General features: G+C 52.0%; 19 protein-coding genes. 14 read left to right on the forward strand and 5 right to left on the reverse strand.

The genetic code is table 11. The annotated features are described in order from the left end of the window. The first annotated feature begins 324 nt into the window (after nt 1-324). Both miaA and hfq read left to right on the forward strand, forming a co-directional pair. On the forward strand, nt 325-1,275 hold the full coding sequence (gene miaA / locus KNP78_RS12440; RefSeq protein WP_214824563.1) for a tRNA (adenosine(37)-N6)-dimethylallyltransferase MiaA: 951 nt from the start codon (nt 325-327) through the stop codon (nt 1,273-1,275). Between the two features lie 12 nt (nt 1,276-1,287). Continuing rightward, on the forward strand, nt 1,288-1,536 hold the full coding sequence (gene hfq / locus KNP78_RS12445) for an RNA chaperone Hfq (protein WP_021067304.1): 249 nt from the start codon (nt 1,288-1,290) through the stop codon (nt 1,534-1,536). A 41-nt stretch (nt 1,537-1,577) separates the two neighbouring features. Here hfq and KNP78_RS12450 read toward each other — a convergent pair whose 3' ends face one another. Then, on the reverse strand, nt 1,578-2,090 hold the full coding sequence (locus tag KNP78_RS12450) for a hypothetical protein (protein WP_138859499.1): 513 nt from the start codon (nt 2,088-2,090) through the stop codon (nt 1,578-1,580). Between the two features lie 156 nt (nt 2,091-2,246). Between KNP78_RS12450 and KNP78_RS12455 the strand changes: the two genes are divergently transcribed. The 6 genes from KNP78_RS12455 to KNP78_RS12480 all read left to right on the forward strand — a co-directional run bounded on the left by KNP78_RS12455 (nt 2,247) and on the right by KNP78_RS12480 (nt 8,690). Next, entirely contained in the window at nt 2,247-3,425 is a 1,179-nt protein-coding gene (locus KNP78_RS12455) for a DNA-binding protein (RefSeq protein ID WP_214752836.1), read from the forward strand. A 15-nt stretch (nt 3,426-3,440) separates the two neighbouring features. Continuing rightward, a complete protein-coding gene (locus KNP78_RS12460) occupies nt 3,441-4,370 on the forward strand; it encodes a CobW family GTP-binding protein (protein WP_138859498.1) in 930 nt (309 codons plus the stop codon). Next, complete coding sequence (locus KNP78_RS12465; protein ID WP_214824565.1) at nt 4,370-5,152, forward strand: 5'-3' exonuclease; 783 nt, start codon at nt 4,370-4,372, stop codon at nt 5,150-5,152. The genes KNP78_RS12460 and KNP78_RS12465 overlap by 1 nt, the downstream gene beginning before the upstream one ends. Then, entirely contained in the window at nt 5,133-5,522 is a 390-nt protein-coding gene (locus KNP78_RS12470; RefSeq protein ID WP_214824568.1) for a reverse transcriptase-like protein, read from the forward strand. Before KNP78_RS12465 ends, KNP78_RS12470 begins: the two co-directional genes overlap by 20 nt. A 106-nt stretch (nt 5,523-5,628) precedes the next feature. Further along, nucleotides 5,629-7,029, forward strand: coding sequence for a class II fumarate hydratase (gene fumC / locus KNP78_RS12475; RefSeq protein WP_214824570.1), 1,401 nt, complete (start codon nt 5,629-5,631; stop codon nt 7,027-7,029). 170 nt (nt 7,030-7,199) lie between these two features. Beyond that, nucleotides 7,200-8,690 (forward strand): GGDEF domain-containing protein, encoded by a 1,491-nt coding sequence (locus KNP78_RS12480; protein ID WP_214824571.1) that lies wholly within the window; start codon nt 7,200-7,202, stop codon nt 8,688-8,690. A gap of 15 nt (nt 8,691-8,705) precedes the next feature. Here KNP78_RS12480 and KNP78_RS12485 read toward each other — a convergent pair whose 3' ends face one another. The 3 genes from KNP78_RS12485 to KNP78_RS12495 form a co-directional block, all read right to left on the reverse strand. Continuing rightward, entirely contained in the window at nt 8,706-9,185 is a 480-nt protein-coding gene (locus tag KNP78_RS12485) for a dihydrofolate reductase (protein ID WP_214797739.1), read from the reverse strand. Beyond that, entirely contained in the window at nt 9,182-9,976 is a 795-nt protein-coding gene (locus tag KNP78_RS12490) for a thymidylate synthase (protein ID WP_034777438.1), read from the reverse strand. The genes KNP78_RS12485 and KNP78_RS12490 overlap by 4 nt, the downstream gene beginning before the upstream one ends. A gap of 154 nt (nt 9,977-10,130) precedes the next feature. Beyond that, the gene (locus KNP78_RS12495; RefSeq protein ID WP_214752842.1) at nt 10,131-10,802 is read right to left on the reverse strand and encodes a Type 1 glutamine amidotransferase-like domain-containing protein; all 672 of its coding nucleotides are present in this window, start codon (nt 10,800-10,802) and stop codon (nt 10,131-10,133) included. A 172-nt stretch (nt 10,803-10,974) separates the two neighbouring features. Between KNP78_RS12495 and KNP78_RS12500 the strand changes: the two genes are divergently transcribed. From KNP78_RS12500 to KNP78_RS12525, 6 genes are all read left to right on the forward strand, one after another. Further along, nucleotides 10,975-11,256: a hypothetical protein gene (locus KNP78_RS12500; protein WP_138859493.1), complete on the forward strand. Its 282-nt coding sequence runs from the start codon at nt 10,975-10,977 to the stop codon at nt 11,254-11,256. A 104-nt stretch (nt 11,257-11,360) separates the two neighbouring features. Then, nucleotides 11,361-12,281, forward strand: a complete 921-nt coding sequence (locus KNP78_RS12505) for an NAD(P)-dependent alcohol dehydrogenase (RefSeq protein WP_214824572.1) — start codon at nt 11,361-11,363, stop codon at nt 12,279-12,281. 96 nt (nt 12,282-12,377) lie between these two features. Continuing rightward, complete coding sequence (locus tag KNP78_RS12510; protein ID WP_034777442.1) at nt 12,378-12,902, forward strand: type 1 glutamine amidotransferase domain-containing protein; 525 nt, start codon at nt 12,378-12,380, stop codon at nt 12,900-12,902. A gap of 27 nt (nt 12,903-12,929) precedes the next feature. Further along, the gene (locus tag KNP78_RS12515; protein ID WP_138859490.1) at nt 12,930-13,664 is read left to right on the forward strand and encodes a Bax inhibitor-1/YccA family protein; all 735 of its coding nucleotides are present in this window, start codon (nt 12,930-12,932) and stop codon (nt 13,662-13,664) included. A gap of 80 nt (nt 13,665-13,744) precedes the next feature. Continuing rightward, entirely contained in the window at nt 13,745-14,863 is a 1,119-nt protein-coding gene (locus KNP78_RS12520) for an NAD(P)/FAD-dependent oxidoreductase (protein ID WP_214797736.1), read from the forward strand. Nucleotides 14,864-14,884: 21 nt separating this feature from the next. After that, a complete protein-coding gene (locus KNP78_RS12525; protein WP_214797735.1) occupies nt 14,885-15,232 on the forward strand; it encodes a hypothetical protein in 348 nt (115 codons plus the stop codon). Between the two features lie 82 nt (nt 15,233-15,314). On the opposite strand, the gene KNP78_RS12530 is transcribed toward KNP78_RS12525, so the two are convergent. Beyond that, nucleotides 15,315-15,878: a TetR/AcrR family transcriptional regulator gene (locus KNP78_RS12530; protein ID WP_214824573.1), complete on the reverse strand. Its 564-nt coding sequence runs from the start codon at nt 15,876-15,878 to the stop codon at nt 15,315-15,317. Between the last annotated feature and the right edge of the window lie 77 nt (nt 15,879-15,955).

Below are 15,955 nucleotides of genomic sequence, written 5' to 3' on the forward strand. Positions count from 1 at the left end.
GAAAAGGGGCTCGGGCAGAGCGCCTAAAGGCCCGAAAACGACAAAGTCACGTTTCAGTTCGCCTGAAACGTGACTTTGTCTACAATCTGTGACGCTCTTCGTGAGCGTCTTTTTTTACGTATTCAATTGTGTCTAAAGTGTGAAAAGTGGGAATGAGGTACGTAAAGGAGGCGACCACGGATGAGTGATGGCTTAATTTTATTGATGGGACTATTATTATGCGGATGGATGCTGTTTGCGGTCGTGTTTGATGATACAATTAAAAGAAGAATTTAACGGACCGTTTCCTTTTTGGAACGGTCTTTCGTTTGAGGAGTGACAAGGATGGAACAAACACCAGTCATCGTCCTCGTCGGACCGACCGCTGTCGGGAAGACGAAGACAGGAATCGAGCTCGCGAAAGCGTTCAACGGTGAAATCGTATCGGGCGACTCGGTCCAAGTGTACCGCGGGATGGATATCGGTTCGGCAAAAGTGACGGTCGAGGAGGCGGAAGGGGTTCCGCATCATTTAATCGATATCTGTGACCCGGACGAGGCGATGAGCGTCGCCAAATTCCAGACGTTGGCCCGGGCGGCGATCGATGACATCTACGCGCGCGGGAAATTGCCGATTCTGGTCGGCGGGACCGGTCTCTACATCAGAGCAATCTTATATGACTATGAGTTCACGGAGCGACCGGTCGATCATGCATTGCGCGAATCGCTCGAGTTAGAGGCGGAGACGAATGGTCCTGAAGCGCTGCACGCCCGCCTGCAGTCGCTCGACCCAAAACGGGCCGAGAGCATTCATCCAAATAACGTCCGCCGCGTCATCCGTGCTCTTGAAGTCGCGCTCCAAGGCGACGCCCAGGCGATGGATAGCCTCCCGTCGGAGCATTACGCCTATAAATTGTTCGTCTTGCATGCGGACCGGGACGTGCTCTACTCGCGCATCAACCATCGTGTCGACTTGATGCTCGAAGCAGGTCTCATCGAAGAAGTCGAGCGCTTACTCACGGCTGGTTACCGGGACACGCAAGCGATGCGGGCCATCGGTTACAAGGAAGTCGTTCCGTACCTTGATGGATTGATGACCCGAGAGCAGATGACCGAGACGCTCAAACAGCACACGCGCAAGTTCGCGAAGCGTCAATTGACATGGTTCCGTCATCAATTTAATGGGATTTGGGTCGATATGGGACGAAAATCATTTGAACTATCGTATCAAAATATTTATGATGAAGTTGAGGAGTTTTTTCGAAAATTCCGATTATTTGAAAGAGACATAGACTAGGGGGAATGCAACATGAAGGCTAGCTATAACATCCAAGACCATTTTTTGAATCAATTACGTAAAGAAATGGTGCCGACGACCGTCTTTTTAGTCAGCGGATTTCAAATTCGGGGAGTCATCAAATCGTTTGACAACTTCACGGTCATCGTCGAATCAGAAGGGCGCCAACAGTTGATCTATAAACATGCGATTTCAACGTTCTCACCAGCGCGGAACGTCACGTTGTTCGAACCGGAAGCGGTCGAAGTGACAGAAGGATAATTCAAGGCATAAAAAAAGGGCGGCCCGGGGACCGCTCTTTTTTATGCCGTTTTGACGTTCGGGTCGAGATCGAGTGCTTCAATCACACGATGGACGGCGCAACCGCCGAGCAGTGAGTCGAGCTGGTCACAGAGCTGTGTCGGTGCCGACCGATACAAGTGGGTATATGTCCGCTTCCAAGATCGTTCGGCCGATTGAATCCGCACGAGCAAGTCAGCATGACCGAGTTCTTTCAGTTTCTCGATGTTCATCCGGTTCGTGCGTGCGAACGCCGATAAGACGACGGCTTTTGCGAGCGGTGTTTGGATCGGATAACCGGCGACGAGCAGGACGGCCATCGCCCCTTTCATTTCATGCTCGATGACCGAGTCGACGAGTTGGTCTGGCGTATATGGGTTACCGGCATGCCCCGAGACCGCCGTGACGAGCTCTTGATGCGAGACCGGGCAAGTCGATGCCTGTAAAATGCTTGCGATTGTCGAATGCGTAGTGGCGTAACGTGTCGCTTCCCCTGTTGCGATCAACCGTTCATACGTATCTACCAATGAAATCATGTGAGTTCCCCCTTTATCTAACTGCCTTTATCGTAACAATTCTAGTAAGCGCTTTCAATATAATTCAGGAAACTTCTGGCCCTATAACGAAAGTATGTTCGCCTCGAAGCGGAAAACACGATACAATGGGCAAAGAGAAGAAGGAGGGCATTGCACATGAACTATTACCAACAGATTGATCCAATTGCAGGGGGCGGATTCGACCGAACACGGTTCCAACTTCCGACCGTAGAGAAGTCGGCGACACGGCTATCGGACCTGACAGACGGAACACCGGTTCAGACGAAAGCGCTCGTCAGTACGGTCGAAGTTCGAGAAGGCAAATCCGGGGCGAAATGGTTACAGCTCAATTTGACGACCTCGAGTGGACTCATCCGTGCCAAGCAGTGGTTGCGCGGCAATGAAGATCAATTGTTGCCGATTTACGAGTCAGGCGTCATCGAGCTCGAAGGGAAAATCGACGTCTACCCAAAACCGGACGGCGCCAAATCGATTACGATCGACCGGGCCAAACCGATTGCCCGGGACGAAGCGGTATCGTTGTTGCCAGGTCTTCCTGGAGACGAGACGATGGAACAATACGCCGACGAGCTGTTCGCGATTCTGTCGACGCTCTCGCCAGACTATCAAGCGATCGCGATGTCACTGCTCGACCGCTATTGGGACGATTTCGTTCTCGCACCGGCCGCACTGTATCATCATCATAACTATGTCGGCGGCCTCTTGAAGCACACGGTCTGTATGCTTCGACTTGGTTATCGGTTTCAAGAACAAGACGACCATTTGGCGATGGCGTTCCGGGTCATCAAAGAAGCCGAGCAGTTGCACAAAGTAGACGTATGGAATACGATGAACGGTGTAAAAGTTGAACAGGCGTTCCGCGGCACGTTCGAGTCGCTTTACGCGGCCTGTGAGGCCATCGCCGAGTTGAAAGAGCCTCTCCGTTGGGACGAGCTCGCGCTCGGGATTTTGTTCCATGATATCGGTAAGTTGTTCGAGTACAGTCACTTGCTGTCGTCCCCGAACCGGTTCGAGCAACTGTTCTCGGTCAGCGGCACGAGTGAGACGACCGGGATCTCCATCAACCCGATGGGAAGCTTGATCGGACACATGCCGTACGGCGGACTTTTGTTCGAGAGAAGTCAACAAGCTGCCGGCGTCACACTTCCGCTCGACGTCCATCACCGGATTTGGCATATGATTTTGTCCCACCACGGCAAGCGCGAGTGGGGCTCGAGCGTGTTACCGGTCACGACGGAAGGATGGATGCTCCATCTGATCGACTTGTTGGATGCCCGTTATGAGAAGTGGGCGCGGGTCCACGAAAATTTATAAGGTGAGGTGCAGTACATGATTCCCGTGCAATTGGTGACCGGTTTTTTAGGCGCCGGAAAAACGACCTATATGAATCGCTTGCTAGAAGCGACGGACGAGCGATTGCTCGTCATCGTCAACGAGCTTGGCTCAGTCAATATCGACGAACAGTTGATCGTCAAGATGGACCAAGAACAGATTGAGTTATCGAACGGTTGCATCTGTTGCTCGATTCAAAGCGATTTGAGTAAGACGTTCTATCAGCTTGCGTCCAAAGATACATTTGACCGCATCGTCATCGAGACAACTGGTGTCGCCGATCCGGCACCGATCATCCAGACGATCTATTACGATGATTACTTACGGACACGGTTCAAGCTGACGGCGATTTTGACGGTCGTCGACGCTAGTCAAATGGACCGCGAATTGTTTATAGAAGGAATCCATCAAATCGCCTATGCAGATGTGATTCTGATGAACAAAGTCGACCTCGTCGATGACGTCACGCTCGAACAAGCGCATGAACGGATTAAAGCACTAAATCCGACCGTTCGGGTCATCGAGACGGTCCAGACGGTAGGGGACTATGACTTGACGGAAAATACGTTCCAGCTTTCACGAGTCGACGAGCAACTCCTCGGTCGACTGACAGCAGGGCACACGTCCGTCTCTTCACTACGGGCCGTGACGCTCACGACCGACGTCCCACTACGTCGGGAACGTGTCACGCAATACGTACGCGAGGTGCTCATGCACTATGAGGACGATGTCTATCGCTTGAAGGCGATTGTCCGTTTAGAAGGAGAAACATCAAAATTCGTCGTCCAAGCGACGAATCAACTGATGGGGGCGACGTTCGCCAACGAACCGAGCGACGACTCGCGTTCCGTCTTCGTCTGGATCGGGAAGAATCTCGATCGAGACGCGCTAGCGCGCGGATTACAAGCTTGTGAGGTGGATGCATGATGAAATTGATGTTGGTCGATGGGTTTAATCTCCTGTCGCGTTATTATTTTGCCACAGAGCGTCGTCGGGCGCTCGATCCCGATGTGACGTTGAAAGGACTGCTCCGTAAAGTTGACGGGTGGACGAACGACTTCACGCATATCGCCTTCTTTTGGGACGGACCACGCGAGACGACGCATCGTTACGCCCTGTTTTCGGACTACAAAGCGACTCGTACTGGCTTACCGGAACCGTTGTTCCACGATTACGTCAAGTTGCGGGCAGCGTTGAGCGAGCGCGGCATTTTACAGTCCGAGCTCGCCGGATATGAGGCCGACGATTTGATCGGGGCCGTCGCGACCGCGTTCCCGGGTGAATCGTATATGTATTCGTCAGACCGTGATTTGCATCAGCTGCTTTCCCCGAACGTGTTTCAAATCGTCCCGAAAAAAGGGGAAGAGATGATGATGAACCAGGACATATTCGAGACGACTTATGGAATACGGCCCGGACAGTTCGTCGATGTGAAAGCGCTCCAAGGTGATGCCTCGGACAATATTCCAGGCGTCCGCGGCATCGGACCAAAGACGGCGACGATTCTTGTCCAGTCATACGACACGGTCGAAGCGCTGTATGACATCTTGAGAAAAGAAGCACTCCAAGAGGCGCATCGGAAGTTTGCGAAGAAACTCGAGGGGCAAGAAGAAGTGGCGCTCTTGTCGAAACGTCTCTCGCTCATTGATATCCATGCACCGATCGAAACGGATTGGGAGGCGTATCGCTTTGGTTCACATTTATTTTGATGCGGCGACGAACCAAGAGGCGGGTGAGAACGGTCTTGGTGTCTGGGTCAAGACGACGGACGGCACCGTATCCACGTACATCACAAAACGAATCGGGCTGACGAGCGTTCAGGCCGAACTCGCCGCGCTCGCGTTCGCCCTCGAACAAGTGCATACGCTCACGGACGAATCGACGTTCATGTTCTATTCGGACGCCGAGACGGTCGTGCGGGCGCTCGAGCAGCGGTTCTTAAAAGACCAAGCGGTGCGTCCTTTGTTCGTCAAGGCGCTGACGCTGTATGACGAATTGCCAAACAAGTTCATCAAATGGATCCCGCGGGCAGAGAACCGGGCCCATGACGTGGCGAAACAGGCATTGTTGATCGGATGAGAGTCGGGCTTTGGCCCGACTTTTTGTCAATTGCAGGGGAATGATTTCTTTTTTGCAAAAGTTTCGCTAAAATGAAAGCGTAGTCAAAAAAAGAGGGGGAATTTTCATGGAATATCGGATCGAACGGGACACGATGGGGGAAATCAACGTTCCGGCTTCAGCCAAATGGGGAGCCCAAACACAGCGCAGTCTAGAGAACTTTAAAATCGGGACGGAAAAGATGCCGCTCGAGGTCGTGCATGCCTTCGCGATTTTGAAGAAAGGTGCCGCACTCGCCAACGCCGAGCTCGGTGTGTTGGAGCAAGCGAAAGCCGACGTCATCGCCGAAGTCGCCGATGAAATCGTCGCTGGGAAACATGACGCCGAGTTTCCACTCGTCGTCTGGCAAACGGGTTCAGGGACACAGTCGAACATGAACGTCAACGAAGTCATCGCCCATTTGGCGAATGATAAGTTGAAAGAGCGTGGTCAAACGTTCACGATTCATCCGAACGACGACGTCAACAAGTCGCAGAGCTCGAACGACACGTATCCGACGGCGATGCACATCGCCGCCATCCTCGCTGTTGAGGACCATGTGTTGCCGTCAATCGAGGCGCTCCACGCGACGCTCGCGAAGAAGGCCGAGTCATTCATGGACATCGTCAAGATCGGTCGGACGCACTTGCAAGACGCGACGCCGGTCACGCTCGGTCAAGAGATCAGTGGTTGGGTCCGGATGCTCGAGTTGTCGAAACAGATGATTGAGCGTACGCTCGAACCGTTGACAGAGCTCGCCCTCGGCGGGACGGCAGTCGGGACGGGGATCAATGCTCATCCACGGTTCGGAGAAGTCGTGGCCGAGAAGATCTCGCAAGAGACCGGAAAACGTTTCATCACGGCCGTCAACAAGTTCCATGCGCTCACGAGCCACGATCAGCTCGTGTTCACACACGGTGCCTTGAAAGCGCTCGCCATGGATGCGATGAAGATTGCCAACGACGTCCGTTGGCTCGCTTCTGGCCCGCGTGCCGGGATCGGTGAGATCTTGATTCCGGAGAACGAACCGGGCAGCTCGATCATGCCTGGTAAAGTCAACCCGACTCAGAGTGAGGCGTTGACGATGGTCGCGGCCCAAGTGCTCGGCAATGATGCGACGATTGGATTCGGGGCGAGCCAAGGAAACTTCGAGTTGAACGTGTTCAAACCGGTCATCATGTACAACTTCCTCCAAACGTGCCGCCTGTTGACGGACAGTCTTCATTCGTTCGACATTCATTGCGCCGTCGGCATCGAACCAGACTTGGACGTCATCGCGCACAACGTCGATCGTTCGCTCATGCTCGTGACAGCGCTCAACCCGCATATCGGCTACGAGAATGCGGCTAAAATCGCAAAACTAGCACATAAGAATGGGACGTCTTTAAAAGAAGCGGCGCTAGAGACAGGACTATTGACAGAAGAGCAGTTTGACGAATGGATTCGTCCAGAAGAGATGACATCTCCTAACCTAAAAGTTGGAAAATAAGAAAAGAGCGGTCGATGACCGCTCTTTTTCATGATGTAATGGGTCATAAGCACTATCTTACTGTCAAACAATGGGCGAGAAATAAGTAAATAGTTGTATTTTCGTGGATAAAGTCGCATAATCATAGACAGAAGAACATATCGGGGAGAACGAAACTGGGGGGGTCGGGAATGAAGCAGCAGCAACTCACAGATCGTATACATACTATTTTGACGCAAATCACGAGCGCGAGACAGATTCAAACATCAGAGATCGAGTTTTTATTAGATTGGATGAAGCAAGAAGTGAAGCGTCGCCGCTTGATGCACTTGCTTGAGATTTTCAGTCGTGTCGAGTCTGATGTTCGTGAATTGCCACCGGTCTTGACGCAAGCGGAGGCGATGGCTTTGATTGCCCCAGTGAAACGTTATATCCATACCGTCTTAGGCATCGAGCAGGAAGACGAGGATCTCGTCCTTGTGTTATCCAACAGTTTTTCGACGTATAGCCGGTATAAACCGCGCGTCGAAAAGCTCGGGGCGCGTCCTGTCTTCTTGCAGACGTTAGAAGAGGCCGTCGAATATGACTATGAAGATGTCCCGAAAGCCATCATCATGGACGTCGAGTTGTGGGCCCGCTTCCCGGAGCGGTCGATTCAATCGTTCGTCAGCAAGATGAAGAAGCTGTATGTCCCGCTCATCGTGATCGGCACGAATGAACATTATCGCCTCGCCGCTTATTCTTACGGCTTCGATGACTATTGGGAGGAATGGGTACCGATGGAAGAACGGCTCGTTCGTCTCGGACATCATATCGAGAAGGCTCGTCTCGTCTCGAACGCGCTCCTCGTCGATGAATTGACAGGCGCGTTCAACCGAAAATATTTGAAAGCGACGTTTAGCCGTTTCATGTCCCGACTTGAGCGTTCCGGTGAGAGCTTCACGCTCGCCCTGCTCGACATCGATCATTTCAAACAGTTGAACGATACGTTCGGTCATGCCTACGGGGACGAGGTGTTGCATCGCGTCGCCGAGGAAGTCCGTCTCGCCATCCGCTCGAGTGACGAATTGATTCGTTATGGCGGGGAAGAATTTCTCATCATCCTCAACGTGTCCGAGCGTCACGTCGTCGATGCGGTGCTTGAACGGGTCCGTAGGCGCATCGAGGAGATGACATTTACATATGAACATCACGTCACCGTATCGATCGGCTATACACGGGTCTGTCAGACCGGTATGACGCTTGGCGAGTGGTGTGCTTATGCCGATGAGGCGCTCTACAAGGCGAAGCGCGATGGACGCAATCGAATCATCCGCTACTCGTCAGCCGTCCGCGAGGAGAAACGGCTCGCTTACGTGACGATGAGTCCTGAGAAGTACGCTTTGCTCGCTGAGCGCTTACCGAAGCAGCATCGTCGCTACGAGGTCATCTATCGCCCATACGACCGTTACGCCTGTAACGATCATATGGAAATGTTTATTCTCGATGACTCGGGCACGAACGAGACGAGAGGGACCTTGTCAGCCGTCAAAGAGCAACGAGGCAAGTACAGCCACATCTTGGCTGTATCGAAACGAACCGCGATCGAGCTCGGGGCGCTGTATGACGACTTGGCCGAGCAGGACCATCAGGATACCATCACTGAAAAAATCGAGCAATGGCTCGAAAAATTACCCGATTAAAAAAGGGACGTCGACTCAGTCGATGTCCCTTTTGTCATATTGACGGAATGTGAAGCTATAGGCATGCCGTTCGTCGGCCGGATGAAACTGTTCGTTCGTCACGATAAGACCGTACGGAAGGGACGGATAAAACGTGTCCGCCTCGAACGTGCCATCGACCTCGGTGACGAAGAACCGGTCCGTTATCGAAAGCGTCTGCTCATAGAGCGTCGCGCCACCGATGATATAAAGGTCTGTCGTCTCGTCTTTAAGCGACTCGAGGTCGTGCCACACATCGACACCTTCAGCCGAGAAGGTACGGTCCGACGTGACGACGATATTGCGTCGGTTCGGCAGCGGCCGACCGATCGATTCAAACGTCTTTCGTCCCATGACGACCGTTTGACCCGTCGTGACAGCTTTGAACTGTTTCAAGTCATCGGGCAGGCGCCACAACAAGGCGTTATCTTTCCCGATTTCCCGATTGCTCCCGATGGCGACGACGTGGATAATCATACGCTCACTTCTCCTTTAATGTGTGGATGAGGGTCATAGCCGACGATCTCGAAGTCTTCAAACCGGAAGTCCTCGATGGATGATACGTCACGCAAAATGTTCAATGTCGGGAGCGGTCGTGTCTCACGCGTCAATTGCAGCTTCACTTGTTCGAGGTGATTATGGTAAATGTGGGCGTCGCCGAGCGTATGGACGAAGTCTCCGACTTCAAGCCCGGTCACATGGGCGACCATATGCGTGAGCAAAGCGTAAGACGCGATATTGAACGGGACACCGAGGAACGTGTCAGCGCTTCGTTGATAGAGCTGGCACGACAATTTTCCGTCCGCGACGTAAAACTGGAACATGAGATGGCACGGCGGCAACGCCATGTCTTCAAGTTGCCCTGGATTCCAGGCCGAGACGATGAGTCGGCGCGAGTCAGGGTTCGTTTTGATTTGCTCGATTACTTGCGCGAGCTGGTCGACAGTCGTGCCGTCTGGTTTCGGAAACGAGCGCCACTGCGCCCCGTAGACAGGACCGAGATTACCGTCCTCGTCGGCCCACTCGTTCCAAATACGAACCCCGTTGTCTTGAAGGTATTTGACGTTCGTGTCACCGGTGATGAACCAGAGCAGTTCATGGATGATGGAACGCGTATGTAATTTCTTCGTCGTGATCAGGGGGAACCCGTCCTGAAGGTTGAAACGCATCTGGTAGCCGAACACGCTCGTCGTCCCGGTCCCGGTGCGGTCTTCTTTGACGACCCCGTTCTCGAGGATATGGGTGCATAAATCATGGTATTGTTTCATGTGGGAAGTCCCCTTTCTCGTTCAAAAATTTACAAAAAGACGCACTCATTATAACACAATATATTGACGACATAACGTTTCGATTTCTACATACAGATTTTGCAAGCGATAATTATCTCGGATTTAACATGAAACCATATCGTAATGGGAGGTACTAATCTGTATGGAAAGATGTGGTCTCAGGTAGCTTCGTTATGTTTCGATTCGCATACAAATAAACGTCTCCAAAGATATCGACTTGATCACCTTGAACACGAAGTGCACAATCTTTGTTCGACAAATAGATTGGTAATTCTTCGGATAAGAGGGCGAGCTCTTGCTTGACGATGTGCATGTGATGTTCGAGATCGAAGTGGGAGAGCACCGAAAAATCGTTGAGGGCCACGCCCTGGAAAATCGTTGGGGTTGAAACCTCATAACCCATGAATGGCGAGCATAACCAAGACAAAGACATATTGATTGCGCCTGCACTAGCGCCTATGACGATGGCCTCGCTTTGTTGAATCGATTGGATTAGGTCATATTCATGTATGAACTGATTTTGCTTGACGGTGTCCCCACCTAACAAGAAGATCATCGAAGCTACTTTAAGAAGATGTTTTGCATTAGTTCGGTCCGTTTCATAATTGATTACGTGATAGTCGTTGAACAAGATGCCGGCTTCCTGTAACCACGATAGCTCGATAACACCATTTTCCGCAGTTGAGGCAGGGTCCGAGCTGATCATTACGAGGGACTGCCGATTTGTCACGTCTCGTGATAAGGCATCTGCCAAATGAGTTGGGAAAAAATCGTTGAACCATCCAAGATAGTAGCACGTCTTCATAGTGAGCCTCCTTCGTATGGAAGTTCTTTCAATAAATTGATTAGAATCAATCTCATTGTAACCGAATTGGTTGAAATTTTTTCCATAAATAATATGTGATTGTTTATAATGAAGAAGACAAACGAGTTCACCTTGTCATGTTGATTGATGTACGTTCAAAAGGAGGATTATCGTGAAGAAGCAATCATTAATTTTCTTATTATCCGTATGCTTACTGAGCCTTGGCCTAATCGGAAATCTTGTTTTTGAAACGATGGGCTTTTTCTTAAATCCAACCATTCAGGTGATCAGCATCCCAATCGCATCCACTGAAGGGTACTTCATCCATGGACTTATCGCCCTTGCCATTACTTTTCTTGGGTTATTTCTGCTTCCTTTCGCATTGAATCGTAACAAAGTAAAAATCACTTCCGTTTTTCTGTTGGCGGTCATTCTTATTCCTCAGCTTGTTTGATGAAAAACTCATTCCAGGAACCAGATGACTTTTCCATCTAGTTTTATTTTATTGAGACGGTGAATTCATTAGTAACTACTGCACGTCTTAAGAGGAGGGTTACGATGAAAGCAGTGATTTGTACCGCATATGGGCCACCTGACGTGTTACAGCTCCGAGAGGTCGACAAGCCTGTGCCAAAATCGGATGAGTTGTTGATCAAAGTTCACACCACTGCCGTCCATTCCGGCGACCGTCGATTACGGGCTCTTGATGTACCGGCTCTAGGTAAGCTCCCGATGCGAGTCATCGTCGGTTTCAAGGCGCCGCGCCAACCGATTCTTGGTGTCGTCTTGGCAGGGGAGATCGTCGAGACGGGTAGTCGCGTTGAAGACCTCAAGGTCGGTGACCGTGTCTATGCGCTGACCGGGATGCGGTTCGGCGGCTATGCCGAATATGCGTGTTTCAAAGCGAATAAATGTGTCGAACGCATGCCGACAAACGCTAGTTTTATCGAAGCGGCCAGCTTGCCGTTCGGAGGGACGACGACCCTTCATTTTTTGCGCAAAGTGAACATCGAACAAGCGAAGACCGTATTGATTTATGGGGCTGCCGGGGCAGTCGGTTCGATGGCCGTTCAAGTCGCGAAACATTACGGGGCTCACGTAACGGCAGTCTGTCGAGAGCGGAACTTCGAACTCGTCACAAGTCTCGGCGCGGACGTGGTGATTGACTACACCATAGACGGCTACGACGAGAAACTGACCACATACGACGCCGTGTTCGATGCGGCCGGGAAAATCGATAAGCGGTTGGCCCGGAAACATGTCGCCGAACACGGGAAATTCAGTTCTGTCGCCGGACAAGGACCTGCGAGTGAACGGAAAGAGGATTTGACTTTCCTGAACGATCTGTTTGAAGCCGGCCGAGTAAAGGCCGTCATCGATTCGGTTTATCCGCTCGAGGACATCGTCGCGGCACACCGTTACGTTGATGCCGGAGGAAAGGCTGGAAATGTGATTGTGACCGTGACACAAGCAAATTGATTCAAGTTAAGCGACGTGCGTTTCATCAATCGTCCCTGTTTTCGCCACGTGGCTTATGGGGTATACTTGTGAAAGACAAATAAAGGGAGGGATTCGATGCAATTACAAGGTAAGAATGTCCTGCAAATCGTCAGTGACGACTTTGAAGACTTAGAATTATGGTATCCGGTCCATCGGTTACGCGAGGAAGGCGCAAACGTCATCCTCGCCGGCGAAAAGGCGGATCACGCCTATATCGGTAAGTACGGCGTTCCAGCCAAATCGGACATCGCGTTCGATGACGTCGACATCTCATCATACGACGCTATCCTCGTCCCAGGTGGTTGGTCACCCGACTTGTTGCGCCGCTTTGATTCGGTGAAAGGGTTCGTCCGCTATATGCATGACGAGAAACGGCCGATCGGTCAAATTTGTCACGCTGGCTGGGTATTGATTTCAGCGAAGATTCTTGATGGTGTCAACGTCACGAGCACACCGGGTATTAAAGATGATATGGAAAACGCGGGTGCGATTTGGCACGATGAGCCGGTCGTCGTCGACGGTCATATCGTCTCGAGCCGCCGTCCGCCTGACCTGCCTGACTATATGCGGGAATTCATCAAGGTCATGGCCAAAAACTGAAAAATAGAATAAAGGGGTTAACGACAGTTGAGACTTAAATCGAATCCAGTTCTCCGTAAATCGATGGAGACAACAGCTTATAGCACCACGCCGATGACGAAAGCCGGTACGTGGTCGAAAGTGTTCACGTTACTCTTGCTCGTCACGGCAGCCGCCGGGACGACGTGGATGCTCGTGCCGACAATCGGGGAGGCATTGTTGTTCCCGCTCATGATCGGCTCGCTCATCCTCGGCTTGGTCTTGGCACTCGTCATCACGTTCAAACCGAGGACGGCACCTGTCGTCGCACCATTGTATGGTATCGTCGAAGGGGTGTTCGTCGGGTTGATCTCGTACTTCTTCGAAGCGATGCTTCCAGGCATCGTCGGCCGTGCCGTCTTGACGACGTTCATCGTCGCGTTCGCGATGTGGTTCGTCTACTCGACGGGACTCGTCAAAGTGACGCAAAAATTCCGCGCCGGTGTCACGGCCGCGATCTTTACGGTCATGTTGCTTTATCTTGTTCAAATCGGGATGAGTTTCTTCGGTTCAGGACTCCCGTTCATGACGGGCTCGTCACCGCTCGCCATCGGCGTGCAATTTGTGATTGTCATCATCGCCTCACTCGCGCTCGTGCTTGATTTCGACTATATCGCTCGTCAAGTCGAGAGTCGGGCTCCGAAAGAGCTCGAATGGGTCGCGGCGTTCGGGTTGATTGTAACGCTCATCTGGCTCTACATTGAAATTCTTGATTTACTGTATCGCCTCGCCATGCGCGACTGATCATCGGCCTTCGGGCCGGTGATTTTTTATGAAAGGAAAGGATGTGAAGCCGTCATCGAACCGATGATGGCGCTACTGTTATGAAAAAAGTGATTGTGATTGGATCAGGAATTGTCGGCATCTCGACCGCGTACCATCTAGCCGGGAAGGCCGACGTCACCGTTATCGACCGGAAAGAAAAGGGCCGTGCGACCGACGCGGCAGCAGGCATCGTCTGCCCGTGGATTGCCCAGCGCCGGAACAAGGCGTGGTACGCGCTCGCCAAAGGGGGCGCTCACTACTATGCGACCGTCGTCGACGATTTGAAACGAGAAGGCGAGACGGAGACCGGCTATAAACGCGTCGGGACACTTGCCTTGCACGAAGACAAAAAATTGAACGAGATGCAAGAACGGACGGCGCTGCGCCGGGAAGAAGCCCCGGAAATCGGCGACTTGACACGGATGACGGCGGAAGAAGCGAAAGCACTATTCCCGCCGCTCTCGGACGAATATGACGCCCTCCTTGTCGAAGGTGGGGCTCGTGTCGATGGAGAGAAATTGCGGGCGGCCCTCGAACGGGTCGCCGTGAAGCGCGGTGTGACCGTGATTGACGGTTCGGCCGTGCTCGTTGAAGCGGACGGCTATCATGTCGAATGTGACGGGGCCCGCTTTGAGGCGGATGAAATCGTGCTCGCCTGCGGAGCGTGGTTGCCCGAGTTGATGGAACCAATCGGTTATACGGCACGTGTCGCCGGGGAGAAGGCGCAAATCGTTCACGTACAGCTACCTGATACGGACGCGTCCGACTGGCCGGTCGTCATGCCGCCGCGGCGCCGCTATTTGCTCGGATTTGAAGAAGGACGAATCGTCATCGGCTCGACGCACGAGCGGGACAAGGCGTTCGACGCACGACCGACGGCGATCGGGATTCATGAAGTGCTTTCGAAAGGGCTAGAATCGGCCCCGGGACTCGCTGAGGCCGAACTGATTGAGACGCGTGTCGGCTTCCGCCCGGTCACCCCGAACTCGATCCCGATTCTCGGACGCGTACCGGGAGCGGAGCAGTTGCTCGTCGCCAACGGTCTCGGGTCATCCGGTTTGACGGTCGGCCCGTTCATCGGGAAAGTGCTCGCCGACCTTGTTCTGACGGGAGACTGCGAGCTCGATCTATCACTCTATCCAATCGAGGAATCGGTGTTTAGAACGAACAACAGTTAATCATAGGAAGGTGGAGTACGAATGCGATACGAATTTGATTTGATTGACGATGAACATGATCAATTTGAGCAGCTGGCGGATAATGTAGGCACGGTCATGGTGTTTGATGAGTCGTGGGAAAATGTCAGCCCGCAAAGCAAGGTGATGATCTCCTTAAGCCGAAATGCCATGATTGGCCTCGGTACGGAGTTGATTCGCATGGCACACCGCTTTGAAGTCGGTCGACACGTTCATGTTGAACCGATGATGGAAGGACTGGTTTGTCAACGCATGGGCGTTTTCATGACGCCTGAAAGCTCGGAACTGATTATCGCCTGTGGAGACGAATTGGACGTGGATTCGTACATTCCCCCTGAACTCCAAGAATAGCATTTCTTCTACTACGTTAACGGAATATAAAAAGTCGCCTATCCTTTTTTACACGCACATGAAGGGGAAGGCGACTTTTTAGTTATTTCCAGATGATGCCGTGAAGGAAAAATCGGAAATAGTCTTGCATCGATTCGGCCATCGGTGACGTCGACAGGCTAGGGTCGGACAAAATCGCCTGTTGCACGAGTTGAACGTAGCGTAAGTACGAATCGGTCGACAGCTCCGGGTCGATGGCCCCGCTCGTCTTCCCGTACTCAATCAATTGCCGGAATGCGGCGTAGCCTCGTCCTGCCAACTGTTGCCACGATGCGTCCGCTTGAATCATCGTCGTGATCGTCTCGTCGAACAGCCCGGCCGTCTCGATTTTACGAGACAAAATCTCAATCAGCAATTGATCAAACGGGACATGGTCAGCGATTTGTGACTCGATCCATCCCATCTGTTCCTCCGTCATTTCGGTCAAGACGGCGACAATCACTTGTTCTTTGGAGCCGAAGTAATTATAAATCGATACCGGTGAGACCGAGGCGGCGCGAGCGAGCTCACTCACCGTGAAACGAGACTTTTTCTCGTTCATTAGCCGAAAGGCAGCATCTAAGATTGCTCGTCGTTTCGTTTCAGTTCGTTTTGTGAATCCATCCATGATGACCCTCGCTTCTCTGATGTTTTGTAATCAATATACCATTTCCATTTCAAAAAATAACGTGATATACTAGTTTT

This window comes from Exiguobacterium sp. s28, assembly GCF_018618135.1.
In the GTDB taxonomy this organism is placed as follows: domain Bacteria; phylum Bacillota; class Bacilli; order Exiguobacteriales; family Exiguobacteriaceae; genus Exiguobacterium; species Exiguobacterium mexicanum_A.